Annotated in this window: 20 protein-coding genes; 2 read left to right on the plus strand and 18 right to left on the minus strand. The window is 68.1% G+C overall.

From position 1 onward, the window contains the following. Window positions 1–252: 252 nt before the first annotated feature. The 3 genes from AC57B8_RS24465 to AC57B8_RS24475 all read right to left on the minus strand — a co-directional run bounded on the left by AC57B8_RS24465 (window position 253) and on the right by AC57B8_RS24475 (window position 2,618). Window positions 253–942, minus strand: a complete 690-nt coding sequence (locus AC57B8_RS24465; protein ID WP_495270906.1) for a DJ-1/PfpI family protein — start codon at window positions 940–942, stop codon at window positions 253–255. 155 nt (window positions 943–1,097) lie between these two features. Further along, the gene (locus AC57B8_RS24470; protein WP_496481022.1) at window positions 1,098–1,352 is read right to left on the minus strand and encodes a hypothetical protein; all 255 of its coding nucleotides are present in this window, start codon (window positions 1,350–1,352) and stop codon (window positions 1,098–1,100) included. 540 nt (window positions 1,353–1,892) lie between these two features. Then, window positions 1,893–2,618, minus strand: coding sequence for a helix-turn-helix domain-containing protein (locus tag AC57B8_RS24475; protein WP_083259139.1), 726 nt, complete (start codon window positions 2,616–2,618; stop codon window positions 1,893–1,895). A 70-nt stretch (window positions 2,619–2,688) separates the two neighbouring features. Between AC57B8_RS24475 and AC57B8_RS24480 the strand changes: the two genes are divergently transcribed. Next, window positions 2,689–2,919, plus strand: coding sequence for a helix-turn-helix domain-containing protein (locus AC57B8_RS24480; RefSeq protein WP_062470169.1), 231 nt, complete (start codon window positions 2,689–2,691; stop codon window positions 2,917–2,919). Between the two features lie 28 nt (window positions 2,920–2,947). On the opposite strand, the gene AC57B8_RS24485 is transcribed toward AC57B8_RS24480, so the two are convergent. The 11 genes from AC57B8_RS24485 to AC57B8_RS24535 all read right to left on the minus strand — a co-directional run bounded on the left by AC57B8_RS24485 (window position 2,948) and on the right by AC57B8_RS24535 (window position 16,382). After that, window positions 2,948–3,460 carry a hypothetical protein gene (locus AC57B8_RS24485; protein ID WP_139701662.1) on the minus strand — a complete coding sequence of 171 codons (513 nt, stop codon included), beginning with the start codon at window positions 3,458–3,460 and terminating at the stop codon, window positions 2,948–2,950. A gap of 89 nt (window positions 3,461–3,549) precedes the next feature. Further along, window positions 3,550–5,553, minus strand: a complete 2,004-nt coding sequence (locus tag AC57B8_RS24490) for an ABC-F family ATP-binding cassette domain-containing protein (RefSeq protein WP_159276846.1) — start codon at window positions 5,551–5,553, stop codon at window positions 3,550–3,552. Between the two features lie 141 nt (window positions 5,554–5,694). Then, complete coding sequence (gene prmB, locus AC57B8_RS24495) at window positions 5,695–6,576, minus strand: 50S ribosomal protein L3 N(5)-glutamine methyltransferase (protein ID WP_496481023.1); 882 nt, start codon at window positions 6,574–6,576, stop codon at window positions 5,695–5,697. Continuing rightward, on the minus strand, window positions 6,573–7,760 hold the full coding sequence (dapE, locus tag AC57B8_RS24500; protein WP_496481024.1) for a succinyl-diaminopimelate desuccinylase: 1,188 nt from the start codon (window positions 7,758–7,760) through the stop codon (window positions 6,573–6,575). The genes prmB and dapE overlap by 4 nt, the downstream gene beginning before the upstream one ends. A 24-nt stretch (window positions 7,761–7,784) precedes the next feature. Beyond that, on the minus strand, window positions 7,785–8,933 hold the full coding sequence (locus AC57B8_RS24505) for a PilT/PilU family type 4a pilus ATPase (protein ID WP_062470184.1): 1,149 nt from the start codon (window positions 8,931–8,933) through the stop codon (window positions 7,785–7,787). An 88-nt stretch (window positions 8,934–9,021) separates the two neighbouring features. Beyond that, window positions 9,022–9,855: a 2,3,4,5-tetrahydropyridine-2,6-dicarboxylate N-succinyltransferase gene (dapD, locus tag AC57B8_RS24510; protein ID WP_062470187.1), complete on the minus strand. Its 834-nt coding sequence runs from the start codon at window positions 9,853–9,855 to the stop codon at window positions 9,022–9,024. A gap of 49 nt (window positions 9,856–9,904) precedes the next feature. After that, window positions 9,905–11,116 (minus strand): succinyldiaminopimelate transaminase, encoded by a 1,212-nt coding sequence (gene dapC, locus AC57B8_RS24515; RefSeq protein ID WP_095745419.1) that lies wholly within the window; start codon window positions 11,114–11,116, stop codon window positions 9,905–9,907. A 58-nt stretch (window positions 11,117–11,174) separates the two neighbouring features. Then, window positions 11,175–12,170, minus strand: coding sequence for a DUF3829 domain-containing protein (locus AC57B8_RS24520; protein ID WP_496481025.1), 996 nt, complete (start codon window positions 12,168–12,170; stop codon window positions 11,175–11,177). A 121-nt stretch (window positions 12,171–12,291) separates the two neighbouring features. After that, on the minus strand, window positions 12,292–12,939 hold the full coding sequence (locus AC57B8_RS24525) for a LysE family translocator (RefSeq protein ID WP_095745417.1): 648 nt from the start codon (window positions 12,937–12,939) through the stop codon (window positions 12,292–12,294). A gap of 31 nt (window positions 12,940–12,970) precedes the next feature. Then, a complete protein-coding gene (gene argA, locus AC57B8_RS24530; RefSeq protein WP_062470199.1) occupies window positions 12,971–14,317 on the minus strand; it encodes an amino-acid N-acetyltransferase in 1,347 nt (448 codons plus the stop codon). 43 nt (window positions 14,318–14,360) lie between these two features. Continuing rightward, window positions 14,361–16,382 (minus strand): AAA family ATPase, encoded by a 2,022-nt coding sequence (locus AC57B8_RS24535; RefSeq protein WP_496481026.1) that lies wholly within the window; start codon window positions 16,380–16,382, stop codon window positions 14,361–14,363. A gap of 348 nt (window positions 16,383–16,730) precedes the next feature. Here AC57B8_RS24535 and hrpA point away from each other — a divergent pair, with 348 nt between their 5' ends. Then, on the plus strand, window positions 16,731–20,696 hold the full coding sequence (gene hrpA, locus AC57B8_RS24540) for an ATP-dependent RNA helicase HrpA (RefSeq protein ID WP_496481027.1): 3,966 nt from the start codon (window positions 16,731–16,733) through the stop codon (window positions 20,694–20,696). 46 nt (window positions 20,697–20,742) lie between these two features. Here hrpA and AC57B8_RS24545 read toward each other — a convergent pair whose 3' ends face one another. The 4 genes from AC57B8_RS24545 to AC57B8_RS24560 form a co-directional block, all read right to left on the minus strand. Next, entirely contained in the window at window positions 20,743–20,901 is a 159-nt protein-coding gene (locus tag AC57B8_RS24545) for a DUF3309 family protein (RefSeq protein ID WP_070060790.1), read from the minus strand. A 99-nt stretch (window positions 20,902–21,000) separates the two neighbouring features. Then, on the minus strand, window positions 21,001–21,450 hold the full coding sequence (locus tag AC57B8_RS24550) for a DUF3592 domain-containing protein (RefSeq protein WP_496481028.1): 450 nt from the start codon (window positions 21,448–21,450) through the stop codon (window positions 21,001–21,003). Between the two features lie 11 nt (window positions 21,451–21,461). Next, window positions 21,462–21,836: a rard protein gene (locus AC57B8_RS24555; RefSeq protein ID WP_496481029.1), complete on the minus strand. Its 375-nt coding sequence runs from the start codon at window positions 21,834–21,836 to the stop codon at window positions 21,462–21,464. 28 nt (window positions 21,837–21,864) lie between these two features. Continuing rightward, complete coding sequence (locus AC57B8_RS24560) at window positions 21,865–23,046, minus strand: pyridoxal phosphate-dependent aminotransferase (RefSeq protein WP_095745413.1); 1,182 nt, start codon at window positions 23,044–23,046, stop codon at window positions 21,865–21,867. Between the last annotated feature and the right edge of the window lie 32 nt (window positions 23,047–23,078).

The following is a 23,078-nucleotide window of genomic DNA, read 5'->3' on the forward strand; positions in this document are numbered from 1 at the left end:
CCCTATTTCTGGCGTCGCGTTGGCTGGCAAAGGGGCTGGCTGCAAGGCGCCCGTGCGCAGCAAGGCTGAAGCCTTGCAAGCGCGGGCAACGCCGCAGACGGCCCCTTTGCCAGCCAACCCGAAGGGAAGGTCTGCCACGGCGGGCCACTCGGCGTTGCGCTCCTTGCGTGTGCGCATGCACACGCAAGGAGCGCGCCTTGATTGGCCCGCCTTGGCAGACCTTCGCGACGCCAGAAATAGGGTGAACAGGCCCTAGGCAAAGCCGCGCCGGCGAGCCGCCTGCGCCACGAGGTCATTGGGCATTTCTCCTTGCAGGATGCCGCGTGCCGTCGCCAGCGTCTCCTGCGAAGCGATCTCGGGTCGGCCCGAACCGAAGGGCGGTTGGGGTGCGTATTCCATCAACAGCTCCGTCAGCGCGCCGTTGGGTGCACCAGCCCACTGGCCGATCATGTGCAGGCCGAAGTCCACGCCGGCCGTCATGCCGCCGCCCGTGGCTCGGTTGCGGTCGATGACGATGCGCTCGTTCACCGGCTGGGCGTCGAACAGTTCGAGGTAGTCGCGCGAGTACCAGTAGCAGGCCGCCTTGTAGCCCTTGAGCAACCCGGCCGCGCCCAGCAGCAGCGAGCCGTTGCAGACGCTGGTCACCCAGCCCGCCCGGGCGCCGATGTGCGCGACTGCGTCGAGGTAGGCGTCGTTGTCGAGTGCCTCGAATGCGGGCCTGCCGCCGCCCGGCACGAGCAGCACATCGGGGTCCTGCCAGCATGTCTTGAAGTCGTGCGTGGCCACGATGTCCGCGTGCGGTCCGCCGAAGTCCATGGGCAGTGCACCCGCCTGCGCGGCGGCAAACTGGAACTGCACGCCGGGAATCAACCCCCAGCAATTGGCCGGGCCGATCAGGTCGATGGCGGTGAAGCGGGGAAAGAGCAGGGCGAGGATGCGCATCGTTGGCCTTTGACGAAGAGGAGGGGGCCCGAAGGGACTGGCCAAAATCATGGCACGTGCACCCCGGGGCCGCGATGCCAACCCTGCGTCAAAAACAGCCAAGGCCCAGTGGGCGCGCGCTGCTCAGCGCGCGCGCTCTGGGCCGGGTATTGGCCTCAGGCCGGGGCGTGCCAGTCCTGCGCGCTGGCTTGCGGCGTGAGGTCCGCGAGGCCGGTGGAGCCCGTGGCGCCCTCATGGCACGGCTGGACCTCCAGCGGATCGCACGGGCTGCTGATCTGGCGCCCGTCGAACTTGATGCGGATGTGCGAGTTGCTCGCGCCGGCGACGGTGCCGAGGCGGCCGCCGCAGATGACGCGGGTTCCTCTTTCGAAGCTCACGCCGTAGCGTTCGCGGATGTCCCTGAGGCTCATGTCGTTCCCTTTGTTCCCTGTGCTGACAGTGAACGAATCGTCTCTTGCGCCCGGGTGGAACCGCGTAGGCCGCATTCCGTTACACCGTGTAGGAAAAAAGAGGGGCTGACGGCAGGCAAACGCCTTGGGCCGTTAGCAGGCCGGAAATGACAAAGCCCTCACGAGGAGGGCTTTGTTCGGAAGTTGGTCGTGAACTCTTACGCGGTCCACGCTACGGCAAAGATTCGTTTGCGGAAGTCATTGTTGTTTTTCTCGTCGCTATGACTTCGACGCGCTGGTATGAGATTCAGCTTGCCTGGCCAGGCAAATGCCCGATCGTTTCGGGCAACCGCGAATTATATACCAGAATGAATCGACCCCTTCAAAAGCCGCCGCCCGGCGCGCAGCGGTGCAGGCAAAAAAACAGCCCGCACGAGGGCGGGCTGGAAGGTGACTTGCTGGAGGAGGGAGGATCAGAGGTGCAAGCCACCGGGAGAAACCTCACTGTGCCCGGCGAATCTGTACGCAACCTGACCTCGCGAAAAGAGGCCCTTTGGGCCTTCAGTCTTCGTCTTCCCACTTGCCGATCACGGTGCCCAGCACGGTGAAGGGCACGCGCACCGCCTCGTGCGCGGGGTTCAGCGGCAGCAGCCAGCGGCGGCCCGCGTCTTCCTTGTAGACCTTGAAGGTGACTTCGCCACGGATGTCGTCGTCGAGCTTGGCGACCACGCGCTCGCCGTCGTCGGGCGTGGTGTGCTGCGGGTCGACGAAGACGATCGATCCGGCCGGGTAGCTCTTCAGGTGCCCGTGCGGCGAGGTCATGCTGTCGCCGCGCACGCGCAGCGCGTAGGTGCCGGCGCTGTGGTGCGCGATGCAGGGAATCCAGCGTTCGGCCAGCGTGGGCCGGGGCGGCGATTCGGCGCCGCGCCATTCGCCGGCCTGCTCCCACGAGATCAGCGGCACGGTGCCGGGCGTCTGCGGCGCGAAGGCCGGGCCGACGGGCGCGATGCGGGTGACGCGGTAGGGGCCGGGCGGCTCGTGGGCGTTGTCGCGTGCCAGGCGGATCTGCACCTCGTCCCACGGGGCGGGGCCGTCGCCGGTGTCGAGCCAGTTGGGGTCGGCGCGGTAGGCGCGTGCCAAGGCGAGCACGCTCATCGACCGGCTGGTGTCGCCACGCTCGATCTTCGAGATGCTCGACTGCTTGACGCCCGAAGCGGCCTCGGCCTGCTTCTGCGTCATCTTGGCGAATTTGCGTGCGGCCAGGGCACGTGAAGCAATAGTCTCCATGGGGTGGAGATTCAAGCGCAGATGAATATTCGTATTGGACTCTAAAATAGGAAAAAAAGGGAGGATCGATATGAAGCCACGCGAATTGGTGCAGGCGCTGCGAGCGCTCGGATTGACGCAAAAGCAGATCCAGGAACGCACGGGCATTCCGCAGCCCACGGTCAGCAAGATCGGGCTGGGGCGGGTGAGCGACGTGATGTCGCGCCACTACGTCGCGCTGCTGGCCGCCTACGAGCAGCGCATGAAGGAAGAGGCGCTGCGGCCGGCCCCGCACTACGGACCGCCGCCAGCCGGCGACTGAGCCGGCCACTGAGCCGGAAGTGGCCGGATCAGGCCGGCTTGAGCCGTTCGGCGGGCTCGGGCGGCGTCAGGGCCAGCGTGGTGCTCACGCGCACGCAGTCCTTGATGTGCTGTTCGCCCAGCGCGCGCAGCGCGGCATAGCCGAGCGCGGCCGACACGACCTGCCCGGCGATGGGCACGTACTTGGTGGCCTGCTTGGCGGTGAGGCGGATGCCGGCGTGCCGGGCCAGCTTCATCAGCAGCTCGCGCGTGACAAGCCGCCCCACAAGCAGGGCGCCCAGCGTGGTCGCGGCCTTCTGGATGCGCTCGCGCTGGTGCGGCGCGAGCTTTTCGACCTGGGTGACCGAGAGGCCGAACTCGGCGCTGATCTGCGGCACCAGGCGCGACAGCAGCGCCGCGTCGGCCATCCAGTCGACGCCGGGCAGCGGCACGGCGCTGGCGGCGGCGGCCATGAGGGCCTTGCGGCCGATCAGGCGTCGGCTGCGGTGGATGGCCGCAATGAGTTTTTCATCGCCCCGGGCGAGTTCGATCGAAGAAGGCATGCAGCGTGGCTCCTTGGCGGGTTCCCTGAGCGTGCCATGCTACCCGGCCGCGCCGGTGGAGACCGGCCGGGCCGTGCGGGCGGCAGGGGTTATGCCGCCAGCGCTTCGAGCTGGTCGGACAGCGCCAGCCAGCGCTCTTCGAGCTGCGCGATCTCGTCGTTGAGCGCCTTCAGCCGCTTGCCGGCATCGGCGATCTCGGCGGGCGGCAGCGGTTCTGCCAGCCGGGCTTCGAGCGTGCTGCGCTCGGTGCTTGCCGCGGCCATGCGCTCGTCGATCTTGGCGATCTCCTTCTTCAGCGGCTTGGCCTGCTCGCTGCGCTGCTGGCGCTCCTGGGCGTCCTGCTTGCGCTGCTCGGGGGTGTTGCTGCTCTTCACTGGCGCGGCAGCTGCGGCGGCCGCAGCAGCCGCCGCCACGGCGTCCGCCTCGCGCACGGCCACCTTGGCCTCTTCGCGCAGGCGCTTGGATTCGTCGAGCAGGTAGCGCTGGTAGTCGTCCAGGTCGCCGTCGAAGTCGGTGACGACGCCGCGGCCCACGAGCCAGAACTCGTCGCACACCGAGCGCAGCAGCGCACGGTCGTGGCTCACCAGCATCAGCGTGCCTTCGAACTCGTTGAGCGCCACGGCCAGGGCCTCGCGGGTGGCCAGGTCCAGGTGGTTGGTGGGCTCGTCCAGCAGCAACAGGTTGGGGCGCTGCCAGACCATCATCGCGAGCACGAGGCGGGCTTTTTCGCCGCCGCTCATGGTGCCCACGGGCTGCTTGACCATGTCGCCGCTGAAGTTGAAGCTGCCCAGGAAGCCGCGCAGGGCCTGCTCGCCAGTGGCTTCCTTGGCATTGCTGCCCAGCTCGCGCGCCATGCGCACCATGTGCTCCAGCGGGTTGTCCTGCGGGCGCAGCACGTCGAGTTCCTGCTGCGCGAAGTAGCCGATGTTCAGGCCCTTGCCTTCGGTGACCTGGCCGGCCAGCGCGCCCATTTCGCGCGCGATGGTCTTCACCAGCGTCGACTTGCCCTGGCCGTTGGCGCCCAGGATGCCGATGCGCTGGCCCGCCAGCACCGAGCGGCTCACGCCGCGCAGGATGGTCTTGGGCGCTTCGCCCTCGACCTCGTAGCCGAAGCTGGCGTTGTCGATCGAGAGCATCGGGTTCGGGATGTTGCCCGGCTCCTTGAACTCGAAGGTGAAGTCGGCCTCGGCCAGGAGCGGCGCCACCTTTTCCATGCGCTCCAGCGCCTTGACGCGGCTTTGCGCCTGCTTGGCCTTGCTGGCCTTGGCCTTGAAGCGGTCGATGAACTTCTGCAGGTGGGCGATCTTGTCCTGCTGCTTGCTGAAGGCCACCTGCTGCTGCTCCATCTGCAGCGCGCGCATGTCCTCGAACTTGCTGTAGTTGCCGCCGTAGCGCGTGAGCTGGGCGTTGGCGATGTGCAGGGTGACGTCGGTCACGGCGTCGAGAAACTCGCGGTCGTGGCTGATGACGATCATGGTGCCGGGGTACTTCTGCAGCCAGGCTTCGAGCCACACCAGGGCGTCCAGGTCCAGGTGGTTGGTCGGCTCGTCGAGCAGCAGCAGGTCGCTCGGGCACATCAGCGCGCGGGCCAGCTGCAGGCGCATGCGCCAGCCGCCCGAGAAGCTGTTGACGGGCTCGTCGAGCTCGTGCGACTTGAAGCCCAGGCCCAGCACCAGCGCCTGCGCGCGCGGCACGGCGTCGTGCTCGCCGGCATCGGCCAGGTCGGTGTAAGCGTGGGCCAGTTCCATGCCGATGTCGGCATCGTCGGGGTTCTCGGCGTAGGCGGCCTCGATGGCGGCCAGCGTGGCGCGCAGCTCGGTCAGGCGGGTGTCGCCGCCGACCACGAAGTCGGTGGCCGACTCCTCGGTCTCGGGCATGTCCTGCGCGACCTGGGCCATGCGCCACTGTTTGGGAATGTAGAAGTCGCCGCCGTCTTCGTGCAGCGTGCCGTTGAACAGCGCGAACAGCGACGACTTGCCGGCGCCGTTGCGTCCCACCAGGCCGACCTTTTCGCCGGGGTTGAGATTGACGGTGGCGCCGTCCAGCAGTTTCTTGGCGCTGCGGCGAAGAATGACGTTTTTGAGAGTAATCATGAAATAGGAACCGTAGGGGGGATTATCCCGTCCGACCTTCAGCGAGCCGGCGCGAAGGGGCAAAGGCGGACATCGCCCGATGAAAAGGGGCGCAGCCCGGAGGCTGCGTTCAAGGCGGTGAAGCGGGGGCGGCGGGCGTCGCTAACGCACGCCGGCGCCGGCCAGCAGCGCCGTCCGGGTGACCAGCAGCACCTGGTCTTCGCCGGCCGAGGTTTCGAGCCAGACCACCTCGAGCTGCGGAAACGCGGCCTCGAAGTAGTCGCGCTCGTTGCCGATCTCCAGCACCAGCACGGCCTGCTCGCTCATGCGGGCGGGCGCGTCGGCGAACAGTTGCCGCACGAAATCCATGCCGTCGGTGCCGCCGGCCAGCGCCAGTTCGGGCTCGGCGCGGTATTCGGCAGGCAGCGCAGCCATGCTGGCGCTGTTCACGTAGGGCGGGTTGCACAGCACGAGGTCGTACGTACCGGGCACGCTCTTCAGGCCGTCCGATTCGATCAACTTGACGCGGGCGTCGAGTGCATGGCGCGTGACGTTGATGGCGGCCACTTCGAGCGCTTGCACCGACAGGTCGGCCGCGTCCACCGTCACATCCGGGTAGGTGAGCGCCGCGAGCACCGCGAGGCTGCCGTTGCCGGTGCACAGGTCGAGCACGCGCTGCGTGTGCTCGCCCAGCCAGTAGTCGATGCTGCCGTCGGCGATGAGCTCGGCAATGAAGCTGCGCGGCACGATGGCGCGCTCGTCCACGTAGAAGGGCACGCCTTGCAGCCATGCTTCTTTCGTGAGGTAGGCGGCGGGTTTGCGCGTGGCGATGCGCTCGTCGATGAGCGCGGCCACCTTGGCAGCGTCGGCCGGCGACACGGGGGTGTCGGCCACGGCGTCGATGTCGTCCAGCGGCTGCTTCAGGCGCCACAGCACGAGCCAGGCGGCTTCGTCGAAGGCGTTGGCGGTGCCGTGGCCGAAGGCCACACCGGCGTCTTCGAGCCGCCTGGCGCCGGCTTCGATCAGTTCGATGACCGTGCTCATCGCGCGCCTTGCGCAAGCGCCGCGTCGAGCCCGCGCAGCGTGCGCAGGTAGATGTTCTTCAGCGTCTCGATCTCGGCCACCTCGATGTGCTCGTCGATCTTGTGGATGCTGGCGTTCACAGGGCCGCACTCGACCACCTGCTTGCAGATCTTGGCGATGAAGCGCGCGTCGCTGGTGCCGCCGCTGGTCGACAGCTCGGTGTCCAGGCCGGTTTCTTCGCGGATCGCCGCCTGCACGGCCGTGACGAGCTCGCCCGGCGTGGTCAGGAAGGGCAGGCCGCCGACGGTCCAGGCCAGTGTGCAGTCGACGCCGTGCGCGTCGAGCACGGCATGCACGCGCTGTTGCAGCGATTCGGGCGTGGACTCGGTCGAGAAGCGGAAGTTGAAGTCGATCACCGCGCTGCCCGGAATGACGTTGCTCGCGCCGGTGCCCGCATGGAAATTGCTGATCTGCCAGCTGGTGGGCTGGAAGTAGGGGTTGCTTTGCGCGTCCCAGCCACCGGCGGCGTTGATCGCCACGAGTTCGGCCAGCGCGGGCGCCACCGCGTGCACCGGGTTCTTCGCCAGGTGCGGGTAGGCGATGTGGCCCTGCACGCCGTTCACCGTGAGCTTGCCGCTCATGGTGCCGCGGCGGCCGTTCTTGATCATGTCGCCGCAGCGCGCGACCGAGGTGGGCTCGCCGACGATGCAGTAGTCGATGGTTTCACCGCGTGCGGCCAGCGCGTTGCAGACGATCACGGTGCCGTCGACGCCGGGGCCTTCCTCGTCGCTGGTCAGCAGCAGGGCCAGTGTGAGCGCCGGGTCGGGCTCGCCCTGCAGGAATTCTTCGATGGAGGTCACGAAGGCCGCGACCGAGGTCTTCATGTCGCAGGCGCCGCGGCCATAGAGCTTGCCGTCGCGGTGCGTGGGCGTGAACGGGTGGCTGCTCCACTGGTCGAGCGGGCCGGTGGGCACCACGTCGGTGTGGCCGGCGAAGACCAGCGTCTTGGTCGCCTTGCCGTTGGTGGGGCGGCGCACGGCCCAGAGGTTGGTGACCCGGAAATCGGCCGGGCCGCTCTCGATGGTTTCCAGCGTGAAGCCCAGCGCGGCGAGGCGTTCGCCCAGGATCTGTTGGCAACCCGCGTCGTCGGGGGTGACGGAAGGGCGCGAGATCAGTTGTTCGGCGAGCTGGAGCGTACGGGACATCGAGGGAGCGGGATTAGGGGGCGGTCAGAACTTCACGTCTAGCGTGATGTCGGTGAAGGTGGGTTCGTCGAGCTGGTCGGTCAGGTCGCGATCCTCGGCCTGCTTCTTGGGCGCGTCGCGGTTCTGCAGGCGCCACATCAGGTTGGTGGGCGAGTCGGCGTTGGCCAGGCCTTCTTCGCGGGTCACGCGTTCCTCGGTGATGAGGCGGGCGATGTCTTCCTCGAAGGTCTGCGAGCCTTCGGCCATCGACTGCTCCATGGCTTCCTTGACGCCGGAGAAGTCGCCCTTTTCGATCAGGTCGGCCACCAGCGCGGTGTTCAGCATCACTTCGAGCGCGGGCACACGCCCGCCGGCCGGCGTGCGCAGCAGGCGCTGCGACACCACGGCGCGCAGCGCCGAGCCCAGGTCGCCCAGCAGGGTGGGGCGCACCTCGACCGGGAAGAAGCTCAGGATGCGGTTCAGCGCGCGGTAGCTGTTGTTGGCGTGCAGCGTGGCCACGCACAGGTGGCCCGACTGCGCGTAGGCAATGGCGGCCGTCATGGTGTCGCGGTCGCGGATTTCGCCGATCTGGATCACGTCGGGCGCCTGGCGCAGCGCGTTCTTCAGGGCCACCTGCAGCGAGGTGGTGTCGCTGCCCACGTCGCGCTGGTTCACCAGCGATTTCTTGTTGGTGTAGGTGAACTCGATCGGCTCTTCGACCGTGAGGATGTGGCCGCTGGCGTGCTCGTTGCGGTAGTCGAGCATCGAGGCCAGCGTGGTCGTCTTGCCCGCGCCGGTGGCGCCCACCATCAGGATCAGCCCGCGCTTTTCCATGATGAGCGACTTCAGGATGTCGGGCAGGTTCAGGTCGTCGAAGCTGGGGATGACCGAGGCGATGTGCCGCACCACCACGGCGTAGCTGCCGCGCTGGCGCATGGCGCTGATGCGGTAGTTGCCGGCGCCTTCGAGGGCGACGGCCATGTTGAGTTCGCCCGTGTTTTCCAGTTCCTGGATGCGGGCTTCGGGCACCACTTCCGACAGCAGCGCCAGCGGCGCCGTCGGCGGCAGCACCTGCGCATTGATGGGCAGGCAGTTGCCGTTGATGCGGATCATCACCGGGGAGTGGGCCGAGAGGTAGATGTCGGAGGCCTTGCGCTCGGCCATCAAACGAAGAATCCGTTCCATCATGTTCATCGGTCTCTCTCCTCGGTGCTGTTTTTTTCTCAGGGAAGAAGCGAACCGGCCGCGCGCGTTGAAGCAGGCGGCCGGTGGTGGGTGCGTTTTAGTCGCGCAGCAGGTCGTTCAGGCTGGTCTTCGAACGCGTTTGCGCGTCGACCGTCTTGACGATGACTGCGGCGTAGGTGCTGTAGTCCTGGCCCGACTTGGTCTTCTTGGGCAGGCTGCCGCTGATGACCACGCTGCCGGCGGGCACGCGGCCGTACGAGATCTCGCCGGTGTCGCGGTTGAAGATCGGGGTGCTCTGGCCCAGGTACACGCCCATGCCCAGCACCGAGTTCTCTTCGACGATCACGCCTTCGACGACTTCGGAGCGCGCGCCGATGAAGCAGTTGTCTTCGATGATGGTCGGGTTGGCTTGCAGCGGCTCGAGCACGCCGCCCAGGCCCACGCCGCCCGACAGGTGCACGTTGGCACCGACCTGCGCGCACGAACCAACGGTGGCCCAGGTGTCGACCATGGAGCCTTCGCCCACGTAGGCGCCGATGTTCACGTACGAGGGCATCAGGATCGCGCCCTTGGCGATGAAGCTGCCGCGGCGGGCCACGGCCGGCGGCACGATGCGCACGCCCGATTCCTTCAGCTCGGCGGCCGACAGGTGCGAGAACTTGGTCGGCACCTTGTCGTAGAAGCCCAGCGAGCCGGCCTGGATCTGTTCGTTGTCCTTCAGGCGGAACGACAGCAGCACGGCCTTCTTGATCCACTGGTGCACGGTCCACTGGCCCACGCCCTGGCGGGTGGCGACGCGCAGCTTGCCGTTGTTCAGCTCGGTGATCACGTGCTCGACGGCATCGCGCACTTCGGCGGGAGCGGCGTTGATCGAGATGTTGGCGCGGTCTTCCCACGCGGCGTCGATGATTTGTTGCAGTTGCTGTGTCATGGAGAGAGTCTCGGGTGAAAAAGGGGCAGGGAAGCGGGGCGACAGGGGGTCAGCGGCGGCCGTCTTTGACGAAACGGACGATGCGCTGGGCGGCCTCGACGCACTCGGCCGTTTCGGCCACCAGCGCCATGCGGATGCGACCGCGGCCCGGGTTGGCGCTGTGGTCGGTGTCGCGCGCCAGATAGCTCCCCGGCAGAACCGTGACATTGTATTGAGCGTAGAGCGCGCGGGCGAAGGCTTCGTCGTCGCCAGCCCACACTTCGGGCACGCCGGCCCAGAGGTAGAAGCTGGCGTCGGGCAGGCGCACGTCGAGCACGGGTTCGAGCAGCGGCGTGACGGCGGCGAACTTGGCGCGGTACTGGGCGCGGTTGTCGACCACGTGCGACTCGTCGCCCCAGGCCGCGATGCTGGCGGCGGCCACGGCGCCGCTCATGGCGCTGCCGTGGTAGGTGCGGTAGAGCAAAAAACCCTTGATGAGCGCCGCGTCGCCGGCCACGAAGCCGCTGCGCAGGCCGGGCACGTTGCTGCGCTTGGACAGCGAGGTGAGCGCGATCAGGTTCTTGAAGTCGGGGCGGCCGAGCTTCATCGAGGCTTCGAGGCCGCTCAGCGGGGGCTCGTCGCGGAAGTAGATCTCGCTGTAGCACTCGTCGGCGGCGATCACGAAGCCGTGGCGGTCGGACAGCGCGAAGAGCTTCTTCCACTCGTCCAGAGACATCACCGCGCCCGTCGGATTGCCCGGCGAGCAGACGAACACGAGCTGGGTGCGGGCCCAGACGTCGTCGGGCACGCTGTCCCAGTCGACGGCGAAGTTGCGCGCGGGCACGCTGGGCACGTAGTACGGCTCGGCGCCCGAGAGCAGGGCCGCGCCCTCGTAGATTTGATAGAACGGGTTGGGCGACATCACCACCGGCTTCGGCTGGGCGCTGGCGTCGACCACGGTCTGGGCGAGCGAGAACAGCGCCTCGCGCGAGCCGTTGACCGGCAGCACCTGGGTGGCCGGGTCGAGCGTCAGGCTGTAGCGGCGATGCAGCCAATGGGTGAAGGCGGTGCGCAGTTTCAGCTCGCCGGCGGTGGCCGGGTAGGCGGCAAGGGCGCCGAGGCCGGCGCTCAGGGCGTCCTTGATGAAGGCCGGCGTGGCGTGCTTGGGCTCGCCGATGCCCAGGCTGATGGGGGCGAATTCGGGGGCGGGCGTGACGCCCGCGAACAGCTGCTTCAGCCGCTCGAACGGGTACGGCTGCAATTTGGCAAGCAAGGGATTCATGCCCCGGATTATCGGCGACGGGCCGGGTGGCCCGCACGCCCCGCGCCCCTTGGCCCGCTCAGCAAAGCGGGCGGTTGAACTGGCCGATCATGTTGGCGAAATTCTGGTTGTAGCGGTTGGCCGCGTCGACGATGGCCGAGCGGCCCATGCGGGCCATCGCACCGGTTTCCTTGCGCTTGAACACGCCGTCCTTGGCGTCCTTGATCACCGAGCGCGACTGGCCGATGAACTCGTTGATCTGCAGCATGCCACCGCTGCAGCTCTTGCCGTTCTGGGTCGACTGCTCGCTGGTTTTCTTGCTCCAGCCTGCGGCCGAGTCGGCCACCAGCGCCAGCGAGGCCTCGAAGGCGGCCAGCGCCTGCGGGTCGTTGGGCGCGGCGAACAGCGCCATGGCGTCGGCGTGGTTGAGCTTGCCGTGGTAGATCAGGCCGGCGCGGTAGTAAGCGGCGGTGTCCTTGGGCGCCTTCTCGAAGGCTTCCTTGGTGAGCGCCCGGTCGCGGGCGCTCAGGCCCTTGTCGAAGGCCGCTTCGGCCTGCGCGACGGTGGTGAGCGCGGCCAGGTAGTCGGCGCTCATCTGGCGGGCCTTGTCGCCGTTGTCGGCGAGGTAACCCTTGGAATTGGCGTAGTCGTTCAGCTCGCGGCTCAGGGGCGACAGCACCTTGAGCGCGGCCGAGAAGGCCTTGGCCGATTCGTCGATCTCGGGCAGCGGCGCGGCGATGGCGGCGGCGGCATCGAGCTTCTTGGCTGAGCGGTCGACCAGAATGTCGTTCTGGATGCGCAGGCTGGTGAGCGGCGCCTTGGCCTGCAGCAGCGGCACCTGGCCGGTCACGTAGCTCTCGCGGGCTTCCTGGAACGAGGTGCGCAGGTTGTTCGAGACGTCGACGTAGAGGTTGTACTTCTCGACGAGTTGCTGCTGGTCGTTGCCGGCCTGGGCGGCGGGCTTGGCTTCCGCGGAAGCGGGTGGGGCGGTCTTGTCCGCCTTGTCGCCGCAGCCCGCGACGAGCGCCGACACGGCGACCAGGGTGGCACCCAGCAGGGCTTGGTAGTTCTTCATTCTTTCATTTCCTCCATTGAAAAAAACAGCACGGGCAGGCCGCGGGACGGCGGCTTGCCGGAAAAAACATCGTGGGGAGGAGCGCCGCTGCCTGAGGACAGCGGTCGAGGGGCGGGATGGGTCAGACGGCGGTGGCCGCGCTGCGCCGGTAGAAAGCGAGCGAGCCTGCCAGCGCCAGCAGCATGCCGCCGCAGGCGCGGTCGATCCAGCGCGTGGCCGACACCGTGAGCAGCCGGATCGCGCGGGCGCCGACGAAGGCGTAGGCCAGCATCACCGCCATGTCCAGCCCCGCGAAGATCAGCGCAATGATCAGGTACTGCGGCGCCTGCGCGGCGGCCGGGTCGATGAACTGCGGCAGCAGCGCCGAGCAGAAGATGTAGCCCTTGGGGTTGGTCACCGCCACCAGGAACGACTTGAAGAAGATGCGCCGGCTTTCGACCGCCGTGACGGTGGCCGCGGCGTCCGCGCTCGGCAGCTGGAAACCGCCCTGGGAGCGCAGCATGCGCAGCCCGAGCCAGGCCAGGTAGACCGCGCCCACCCACTTCAGCATCGAGAACCAGAACTCCGAAGCCGCGAGCAGCGCGCCCAGGCCCAGCGCCACGGCGCCGACCAGCACGAAGTCGGACAGCACCGCGCCGAGCATGCCCGGCAGCGCCCGCCGCACGCCGTGGCGCGAGCCGTTGCTCAGGGCCAGCAGCACGGTGGGGCCGGGCGTGGCGATGGCGGCGAAGGCCACGATGGCGAACAGCAGGGCGGTGGCGAGCGTCATCGGGGCGTCTTTCTTCGGATGGGTTTCTTCTTCAGATCTTCTTGACCAGCACCTGGCTCTTGCGGTCCCAGTTGTACTTGCGCTTGCGCGCCTCGGGCAGCCAGTCGGGGTTGACCTGCTGGAAGCCGCGCTTGAGGAACCAATGCATCGTGACGGTGGTGAGCACGAAGATGCTTTCCAGGCCCATGGCCTTGGCGCGGTGCTCGATGCGCTTGAGGATGCGTTCGCCGTCGCCCTGCGACTGCGACTGCGGCGACACCGTGAGCGCGGCCATCTCGGCGGTTTTCGCCTCGGGGTACGGGTACAGCGCCGCGCAGCCGAAGATCACGCCGTCGTGCTCGATGACCGTGTAGTGGCCCACGTCGCGCTCGATCTCGGTGCGGTCGCGCTTGACCAGCGTCCCGTCGCGCTCGAAGGGCTCGATGAGCTGCAGGATGCCGCCGATGTCGTCCACCGTGGCTTCGCGCAGGCTCTCGAGCTTTTCGTCGATGACCATGGTGCCGACGCCGTCGTGCACGTAGATCTCGAGCAGCAGCGAGCCGTCGAGCGCGAACGGCAGGATGTGGTTGCGCTCCACGCCGCCCTTGCAGGCCTTCACGCAGTGCTGCAGGTAGAAGGCGGTGTCGGTCGGCTTCTGCGCGGGCGGCAGCGAGGCCAGCAGCTTCTCGGCGGCGGCCAGCGGCAGTTCGGTGTCGATCGGGTTGTCTTCGCTCTCGGGCAGTTCGCTGTCCACGCGGATGCCCGGCACTTCGGTCAGGAAGATCAGCTTGTCGGCCTGGATCGAGATGGCCACGCTGGTCGCCACTTCTTCCATCGTGAGGTTGAAGGCCTCGCCGGTCGGCGAGAAGCCGAAGGGCGACATGAGCACCATCGCGCCGAAGTCGAGCGTGCGGCGGATGCCGGCCGCGTCCACCTTGCGCACCAGGCCCGAATGCTTGAAGTCCACCCCGTCGACTACGCCCACGGGGCGCGCGGTGATGAAGTTGCCCGAGATCACGCGCACCGTCGAGCCGGCCATGGGCGTGTTGGGCAGGCCCTGGCTGAAGGCGGCTTCGATCTCGTAGCGCAGCTGGCCCGCGGCTTCCTGCGCCGAGTCGAGCGCCACGGCGTCGGTGATGCGGATGCCGTGCGAGTACTTCGCCTCGTGGCCCTTGGCTGCCAACTGCTCGTTGACCTGCGGGCGGAAGCCGTGCACCAGCACGATCTTGACGCCCATGCTCTGGATCAGGGCCAGGTCCTGCGCGATGTTCTGCAGCTTGCCCGCCGCGATGGCCTCACCCGCCAGCGCGACCACGAAGGTCTTGCCGCGGTGCGTGTGGATGTAGGGCGCGACCGAGCGGAACCAGGGCACGAAGGTGAAATTGAAGACGGTGGACATGGGGCGTGATTGTGCATTCTTGGCAAGGTTTTGGTGCAGCGCGTCATGCCAGGGCGCGCAGCAGCCGGCCGGCCCCGGCCGCGGCGGGCGTGCCGCGGGCCTTGAAGGCCTCGAGCTGGTCGGCGTAGGCGTCCAGCGGCTCGACCGCCGCCTCGGCCGCACCCGCCGGCGCGGCCGGTGCCAGCGGCAGGCCGAGCAGTCCGGCGAGCTCGTCCGGCGCGATCGAACCGTGCGCCATCAGCGCATCGACCACCGCCATGAAGGCGGTGGCGTGCGCTTCGAGCAGGCCCAGCGCGCGGGTGTGTTCGCGCGCCAGGATGGCCTCGATCTCGCGGTTGGTGGCGGCCACGTCGGTGTTCAGGTTGTCGTTCGCATCGGTCGTCACGTCGGTTCGGCTCCAGCGGGTGCCGAAGCCCAGGTGGCGCACGTGGCGCGCTGCCGTGGCGGTCGCCTGCATCAGGTCGCGCTCGGCGCCGGTGGTGCAGCCCGATTCGCCGAACACCAGCCGCTCGGCCGCGCGGCCGGCCAGGCTCACGCAGACGCTGTCCAGCAGGTTGCGCTTGGACCAGGCCTTGCGCTTCACGTAGCTGTTGTAGCCACCCTCGAAGGAGGCCACGTTGATGCGGATCTCCTGCGGCGCGCGGCCGAAGAGCAGGGCGTACACCAGGCCATGGCCGGCCTCGTGCACCGCGAGCAGCGCACGGAAGTCGGCGTTGGCGCGCTGCTTGAGCCGGTTCAGCTCCAGCGCCACCGGGAACTCGCGCCGCGCCAGCCGGAAGCGCGCGACCAGGCGCGGGCCGCCGGGCGTGACCTCGCCGGGGTCGAGCATCAGCCACACGGGCTCGCTGCCGTGCGCGCCCTGTTCGAGCGCCCACAGCGCGGCATTGACCAGCGTCGCGCTCAGGATCGCGTGGATCGACGAGAACAGCGGCCGCGTGCCCTGCGCCGGGAACACGGCGTTGGCGTAGATCTGCTCGTACACGCTCGCGTCGAGCACGAAGCGCACGCCCGAGCTTTCCTGGATCTCGCTCACGTAGCGGTCGCAGATCGACAGGATCAGGCGCACGTAGGTGGCGCGGCTGAACGAGGGGTAGATCACGTGGTTGTTGCCCAGCCGCGCGACCTGCTCGGGCTTGAAGCGTTCGGCCAGCGCCTTCTTCACGTCGATGAGCGAGAGCTTCTTCGTCAGCGCGTGGAAGATGTCGGCGTCGGTGTCGCAGTCTTCCACCCGCTTGGCGGTCTCGGCGTACATCTCGTCGAGGTTGCCCGAGACGAAGACCAGCAGCTTGGAGTAGTCGGTCTCCCAGTTGTCCTGCGAGGCGCGGAAGGCGCGCAGCCGCGCCTGGATTTCGTCGGGCTTCCAGGTCATGATTTCGAGCAGCGACTCGCGCAGCTTCAGGCAGCGCTTGAACTCCTGCGCTTCCCAGGGCGAGAGCTGCAGGCGGCGCTTGCGCTTGGTCTTGCCAGCCTTGGCGCCGTCGTCCTCTTCGTCTTCATCGTCGTCATCGGTGCGGCGGTCCTGGTCGTACTCGGCCCAGGCCAGCGACGACTCGATCTCGCTGAGCACCGACAGCGACGGCGGCAGGCGGCCGTCCGAGAGCAGCGCCCACACGTCCTGGTAGCGCTCCACGCGCGCTTCCTTGCCGTTGGCATCCACGGTGCGAAAGCGCTGGAACTCGTCGAGCACGAGGATGCCGGGCGCGCCCTCGGCGATGCCCGACTCGGCCAGCATGGCCGAGATGGAGCCGGCGGTGCGGTGGCCCGAACCGTGGCTGAAGCCGTCCATCTGCACTTCGATGAAGCGGTCGTAGAAGCCCAGGTGCTGCGCCAGGCGCCGCACGAGCTGCGTCTTGCCGGTGCCGGTCAGGCCCCACAGGCAGATGACGACTGGGCGGCTGATGAGCTGCGGCAGCACGTACCAGGCGCGCAGCGAATCGATCACGCGATCGATGATCTCGTCGATGCCGAACAGCTCGGCCTTCAGCGAATGGGCAATGGCCTGCAGGTGGCGCGTGCGCTCGGCCAGCGTGGTGTGCAGGTCGCGGGAAATGTCTTGTTGCGACATGAGGTTCTTTTTCTTCGAATGATTCGGGACACGGAAACAGGAATGCGGCCGCTGGTCCTCGCGAGATGCGGGGAGGGCGGTGGTGCAGGCGCTGTGCGGGTCAGGCTGGCGCGCTTCAGTCCGTGAAGCGCGAGCACAGGGCGTTCAGTTCCGCGAAGGAAGCTGAAGCCGGCGCGCGGGCTTCGTCAGGCCGGGCGGGTCGCCTTGACCCCGCCGCGTGCAAGGACGCGGCTTGCGCAGCGGATGCGCATCGAAAGGGGGGCAAGGAAGGAGGTCATGGCCGCGATCGTAGCGGCGGCATGCGGTAGAGTAAAGAGTCTTTACGAAATTTTCTGCGCCACCTGCTGCATGCGGCCTCGCTGTGGATGCCATGCAACAGCGCCGGGGCCCCGCGATAATTGGCGGTTTGCCCGCCTGCCGCCGCGCGCAACGACCGACGACTGCCTTGCCTTGACGACCCTCACACCTCCCGCCCCCCTGCGCATCGAGTTTCCCGAATCGCTCCCGGTCTCCGGCCGGCGCGAGGAGATCATGGCCGCCATTGCGGCGCACCAGGTCGTGATCGTCTGCGGCGAAACGGGCTCGGGCAAGACCACGCAGCTGCCGAAGATCGCGCTGGCGCTCGGGCGCGGCAAGCTCAATGCGGAGCCCGGCAAGGGCCGCCTCATCGGCCACACGCAGCCGCGACGCATCGCCGCCAGCTCGGTCGCCAAGCGCATCGCCGAAGAGCTGAAGACGCCACTGGGCGACGTGGTCGGCTTCAAGGTGCGCTTTCAGGACCGCCTGAGCCGCGACGCATCGGTGAAGCTGATGACCGACGGCATCCTGCTGGCCGAGACGCAGACCGATCCGCTGCTCAAGGCCTACGACACGCTCATCATCGACGAGGCCCACGAGCGCTCGCTGAACATCGACTTTCTCTTGGGTTACCTGCGCGAAATTCTTCCGCGCCGGCCCGACCTGAAGGTGATCGTCACCTCGGCCACGATCGATGCCGACCGCTTCGCGCAGCACTTCGCTTCGGCCAAAGGGCCGGCGCCGACGATCATGGTGTCGGGCCGCACCTTCCCGGTCGAGCAGCGCTACCGGCCGTTCGAGGAGTCGCGCGAGCACGACCTGAACGACGCCATCGCCGACGCGGTCGACGAACTCTGGCGCGATCCGCACAACGCCGGCGACATCCTGATCTTCCTGCCCGGCGAACGTGAAATCCGCGAGGCGGCCGACCACCTGCGCCGCTACGTCAGCCACCAGCCGCTGTTCCGCAATGCCGAGGTGCTGCCGCTGTTCGCGCGGCTCTCGGGCCCCGAGCAGGACCGCATCTTCGAGAGCCACCACGGCCGGCGCATCGTGCTGGCCACCAACGTGGCCGAGACTTCGCTCACCGTGCCGGGCATCCGCTACGTGATCGACACCGGCACGGCGCGCGTCAAGCGCTACAGCTTCCGCAGCAAGGTCGAGCAGCTGCTGGTCGAGCCGATCAGCCAGGCCGCGGCCAACCAGCGCGCGGGCCGATGCGGTCGCGTGGCGAACGGCATCTGCATCCGCCTGTACGACGAGAAGGACTTTGCGGGCCGCCCGCGCTTCACCGATCCGGAAATTTTGCGTTCGTCGCTCGCGGGCGTGATCCTGCGCATGAAGTCGCTGCGACTGGGCGACGTGGCGCGTTTCCCGTTCCTCGAAGCGCCATCGCCGCGCGCCATCGCCGACGGCTACCAGTTGCTGAACGAGCTGGGCGCGGTCGACGACGCCAACGAGCTCACGGCCACCGGCGCCGAGCTGGCCAAGCTGCCGCTCGATCCGCGCGTGGGCCGCATGATTCTCGAAGCCCGCACGCGCGGCGCGCTCGAAGAAGTGCTCATCATCGCCTCGGCGCTCAGCGTGCAGGACGTGCGCGACCGCCCGATGGACGCGCAGCAGCAGGCCGACCAGGCGCACTCGAAGTTCGACGACGAAAAGAGCGAGTTCAGCGGCTACCTGCGCCTGTGGAAATGGATCGCCGACGCGCGCGGCGGCCACGGTGACACGCACAAGCTCAGCAACCGCCAGTACGAGCAGCTGCTGCGCCAGAATTTCATCAACATCCGCCGTGTGCGCGAATGGCGCGACATCCATTCGCAGCTGCTCACGGTGGTCACCGAGCACAAGTGGCGCATCAACGCCACGCCGGCCGGCTATGAGCCGCTGCACCTGTCGATGCTCGCGGGCCTGCTGGGCAACGTGGGCTGGAAGCTCGAGGACGACGAGGCCTACCTGGGCGCGCGCGGCATCAAGTTCTACAAGCACCCCGGCGCGCATCTGAAGAAGAAGCCCGGCCGCTGGATCGTCGCGGCCGAACTGGTCGAGACCACGCGCCTGTTCGGGCGCGGCATCGCCAACATCGAGCCGCAGTGGCTCGAACAGGTGGCGGGGCACCTGCTGAAGAAGCAGCTGCTCGACCCGCACTGGGAAAAGAAGGGCGCGCAGGTCTCGGCGCTGGAGCGCGCGACGCTGTACGGCCTTGTGGTCTACAGCGGGCGGCGTGTCGATTTCACCAAGGTCGATCCGGTCTCGGCGCGCGAGATCTTCATCCGCGAAGCGCTGGTCGGCGGGCAATGGGAAAGCAAGTTCCCCTTCCTCACGGCCAACCGCAAGCTGGTGCGCGAGGTCGAAGGCCTGGAGCACAAGGCGCGCCGGCAGGACGTGCTGGTCGACGACGAACTGATCTTCGCCTTCTACGACGCGCAGCTGCCGGCCGACGTGGCCAGCGGCATCACCTTCGAGAACTGGTACCGCCACGCCTCGAAAGACCAGCCGCGCCTGCTGTACCTCACGCGCGACGAGCTCATGCGCCACCAGGCGGCCGGCATCACGACACAGTCGTTCCCGCCCACGCTGCGCCTGGGCGGTGTCGATTGCGCCGCGAGCTACCTGCACGAACCGGGCGATGCGAAGGACGGCCTCACGGTCAGCGTGCCGCTGTTCGTGCTCAACCAGGTGAACGAAGAGCGCTGCGAGTGGCTGGTGACCGGCATGCTCAAGGACAAGATTCAGGCGCTGCTCAAGAGCCTGCCGCAGCGCCCGCGCTCGCGGCTGGTGCCGCTGCCCGAGTCGGCCTCGAAGCTGGCGGAGGAGCTGTCGGCGCCCGAACTGTTCGGCACCGGCTCGCTCACCGACGTGCTGCTCAAGCGCGTGCGCGACCTCACGAGCATCGACGTGAAGCGCGCCGACTTCAAGCTCGACATGCTGGCGCCGCACCTGTTCATGAACCTGCGCATCGTCGACGAACACGGCCGCCAGCTGGGCATGGGCCGCAACCTCGGCGCGCTGAAGGCGGAGCTGGGCGCGCAGGCGCGCGGTGCATTCCAGGCGCTCGCAGGGCTCAACGTGAAGGCGTCGCCGGCGCCCAAGGCCACGCCTGCGAACGGGGGTCAGGCCCCGGCGAAGAACGCCGCGCCCGAGAAGGTCGCACCCACGCTGCCCGCCGGCCAGCGCTACACGAGCTGGACCTTCGGCGAGCTGCCCGAGCTGATGGAAGTGCGGCGCGGTTCGCAGTCGCTCATCGGCTTCCCGGCGCTGCGCGACGAGGGCGATGCCGTGACCATCGAGGTGTTCGACGAGCCCGCAGTGGCGGCTGCCAAGCACCGCGCCGGCCTGCGCCGCCTGTTCGCGCTGCAGCTGAAGGACGCGCTGAAGTACCTCGAGAAGAACATCCCCGACCTGCAGAAGATGTCGGTCGCCTACATGCCGCTGGGCACGTCGGAAGAACTGCGCACGCAGATCATCGACGTGGCGATCGACCGCGCCTTCCTGCAGGAGCCGTTGCCCACCGACGAGTTCGCCTTCAAGAAGCGGCTCGAAGAAGGGCGCGGGCGGCTCACGCTGATCGCCAACGAGGTGGCGCGGCTCGCGGGCGTCATCCTCGTGGAGTACGCGGCCGCCGCGCGCAAGATCAAGGACACGAAGGTCCAGCCCGAGGCGGTGCAGGACGCGGCGCAGCAGCTGCAGAAGCTCGTGGGCAAGCGCTTCATCGCCGACGCGCCGTGGACGCAGCTGCAGCACTTCGCGCGCTACCTCAAGGCCATCGTGCTGCGCCTGGACAAGCTGCGCGCCGACCCCGCGCGCGACACGGCCAAGCTGGCCGAGCTGAAGCCGCAGGAGCAGCGCTACTGGCGCCTCGTGGCCGAGCGCAAGGGCGTGGTGGACGAGCGCATGCTCGAATTCCGCTGGCTGCTGGAAGAGCTGCGCGTGAGCTTCTTCGCGCAGGAGCTGCGCACGCCGCAGCCGGTGAGCGTGAAGCGGCTCGACAAGGCCTGGGCGCAGCTTCAGGCTTAAAAAAAAGCCCGCGTCGACGCGGGCTTTTTTCATGATGGCGCGGGCGCTATATGCGGCCCATGAGCACGAGGATCACCAGGATCAGCACCACGAGCCCGAGGCCGCCGCTGGGCCCGTAGCCCCAGGACCGGCTGTAACCCCAGCTCGGCAGCGCGCCGATCAGCAGCAGGATCAGGACGATCAGCAGAATGAACGAGAGGGACATGTTTTTTCTCCTGGGACGTTGTTGTCACGAGCCTCCATGCTCGTCGTCCCGGGGCGCCGCGAGCGCCGGAGAGCCGCCCCTGACGCGGTCAGGGCTGTCCTACCGCGGGCGTCGGCGCTTTACCGGTGCGCCTGCCAGCAGGAAGTGCATGGCCACGCCCACCGCCAGGAAGATGGCGCCCAGCCCGCCGACGATGGCGGCACCGCCCCACAGGTCGAAGAAGCCGTCGAGCCGGGCGTCCTGCGGGTTCGCGGGGTTGAAGAACACGCCCACGACTTCGCCCTTGTCGTAGGCCGGCGGGTTGCTGCTGCTCGAGGGCGAGAACTCGACGATCGCGCCCGACGGCAGGGTGAAGCGCACCAGCGGGCGCCACGTCGGCGCATTGCTGCGGCTCGAACTTCCCGCGGACTGCAGCGCGATCACCTCGCCCTGCGCCTTGCCGGCCGATGCGATGAACTTCGCGGTGTTCTGGTAGAGCAGCCAGCCGCCGAGGAGCATGAGCGCGCCGACCAGCGTGAAGATGCGCGTGATGAGGCGGGTGGGGTTCATTCGGGCGGCTTTCAGTTGCGCATCCACTCGGCCGACAAGGTGCCCACCGCGGCCAGCACGAGGCTCGACACCAGGAAGGCCGCGGCCCCCAGCGTGGCCAGCAGCGCCCGTCGCCAGGGGCGCGTGCGGAAGAAATAGACCGGGATGCCCAGCAGCGGAAAGATGCCCGCGAGCAGCGCCGAGCGGCCGGGTGCGGGCACGCCGCGCGCGAGGCCGTCGGCCCGGCACCACGTGTAGCACAGCGCCGAGATGAGGAACACATGCGCCACGTCCAGCGCGGTGTAGTCCTTGCCGCGCAGCGGCGGCAGGAACGCGTCGGCGATGCCCACCACGAGGAACGAGAGGGCCAGGGCCAGCAGGATCCAGCGCGGCCGGTTCATCGTCATCGCGGTGCCTGGATAGCGGCCGCCGGCGTCAGAGCTTCGCGAGGCGGTCGAGCGCGGCGAGCAGCGTCTCGTCCTTCTTGGCGAAGCAGAAGCGCACCACGCGCTGGTCGAAGCCGTCGCCGTAGAAGGCCGACAGCGGGATCGCCGCCACGCCGATCTCGCGCGTGAGCCAGAGGCAGAAGTCGGCCTCCGACAGGTCGCTCACGGCCGAGATGTCCACGCACTGGAAGTAGCTGCCTTCGCTGCGCAGCAGCTTGAAGCGGGTCTTCTCGGCCAGGCCGGCCGCGAACAGGTCGCGCTTGCGCTGGTAGAAGGCCGGCAGCTCCAGGTAGGGCTCGGGCCGCGCCATGTACTGCGCGAGTGCGTGCTGCATCGGCGTGTTCACGGTGAACACGTTGAACTGGTGCACCTTGCGGAACTCGGCCATCAGCGGCGCGGGCGCGGCCACGAAGCCGACCTTCCAGCCGGTGACGTGGTAGGTCTTGCCGAAGCTGCTGACGATGAAGCTGCGCGCCGCCAGGCCGGGGAAGCGCGCCACGCTTTCATGGCGCGCGTCGTCGAACACCATGTGCTCGTAGACCTCGTCGCTGATCACGAACACGTCGGTGGGCGCGAGCAGGTCTTCGAGCTGCCGCATCTCGGCCTCGGTCCAGACCGTGGCGCTCGGGTTGTGCGGCGTGTTGATGATGATCGCGCGCGTCTTCGGCGTGAGCGCGGCGGCGATTTTGTCGAAGTCGGGGCGGAAGGTGCCGGGCACGAGCGGCACGCGCACGACCTTGCCGCCGGCCAGGTCGATGTTGGGCACGTAGCTGTCGTAGCAGGGCTCCAGCACGATCACTTCGTCGCCGGGGCGCACGATGGCCAGGATGGCCGTGATGATGGCCTGCGTGGCGCCGGCCGTGACCGTGATCTCGGTCGCGGCGCTGTAGCTGCGGCCGTAGAGCGCCTCGATCTTGGCGGCGATGGCGTCGCGCAGCGACGGAATGCCCGGCATCGGCGGGTACTGGTTGTGGCCGGCCGCCATGGCGGCGGTCACGTCTTCGAGCAGCTTCGGATCGCAGTGGAAATCGGGGAAGCCCTGGCCGAGGTTCACGGCATTCTTCTCGGCCGCGAGCGTGGACATCACGGTGAAGATGGTGGTGCCGACAGCCGGCAGCTTGGTGGTGATCTCGGGCGTACGGGGAGAAGACGAAGGGGTGGCGGTGCTCATGGTCGGTCGTCGCGGGGAGAAAGGCTGGAGGA

The organism is Variovorax sp. BGA-UO-ETr-C22 (genome assembly GCF_059567965.1).